Source organism: Vibrio neptunius (genome assembly GCF_000967495.1).
In the GTDB taxonomy this organism is placed as follows: domain Bacteria; phylum Pseudomonadota; class Gammaproteobacteria; order Enterobacterales; family Vibrionaceae; genus Vibrio; species Vibrio neptunius.
Genome location: NZ_JXXU01000122.1, coordinates 1 through 748, shown reverse-complemented (window position 1 = coordinate 748; position 748 = coordinate 1). Strand labels below are relative to the sequence as shown.

At 45.2% G+C, this 748-nt stretch carries 1 protein-coding gene; it reads right to left on the bottom strand.

From position 1 onward, the window contains the following. Positions 1-701 (bottom strand): substrate-binding periplasmic protein (locus TW84_RS23290; protein WP_052707964.1); only part of this gene is annotated, 701 nt, incomplete at its 3' end. Positions 702-748 lie beyond the last annotated feature (47 nt).

The following is a 748-nucleotide window of genomic DNA, read 5'->3' as shown; positions in this document are numbered from 1 at the left end:
CTTGCAGCCAGGCGTGGGTCAGTATCTTTGTGCAAAGCAAAGTAGCCTCCATTCCCAACTGGGCTTAGGTATAACAGAACTTCGTAATCAGAAAAGGACTCGCCAAGTTTTTCTAAGTAATGGTGAGTTGAAAACATCGCATAACTAATCGCGTCAACTCGGTCGTATTGAAGCATTCTGACTAATTGCTCCCCCGAATGAACCTTGTGCAGTAACACATCTGCTCCGCCGTTTTCTAAGAAAAAGTTCTCACCACTGTCTTTGTTGACGACGCCAATGGTATCAGAATCAAACGTTGCGTTAATGGCTTCCATCGTGGTTAAGTTATCGAAACGCCCCTTCTTTGCGATTAATGCAATGCGGTTTTCACTCAGCACAGGGCCAACCCATAAGAATCCCAACTGCTCTCTTGCCGGTGTTCTAGACATTGAGAACAGCACAGTGCCGGGAACCGTCTGTAAATGTTTGAACCCTCGCGCCCAAGGCAGTACTTGTATCTCATGTCGAGTCCGTTCGACGTTCTTTTTTTCCCAAATAGCTTCTAGGAGCTCAACGTATATACCACTGGCCACGCCATTGTCGGAATAGGTCCAGGGTGGGTATTCTTCGGTTATCCAGATTAACTCTTTCCATGATGTCGTTGAAGCCATCACTTGGAAAGAAAAAAGGAGAACAATCACGTGTAAAAATACCTTTCCCATGACACAAAACCTCGATGAAAGGAGTCCATTATGGAAAGTATAATAGG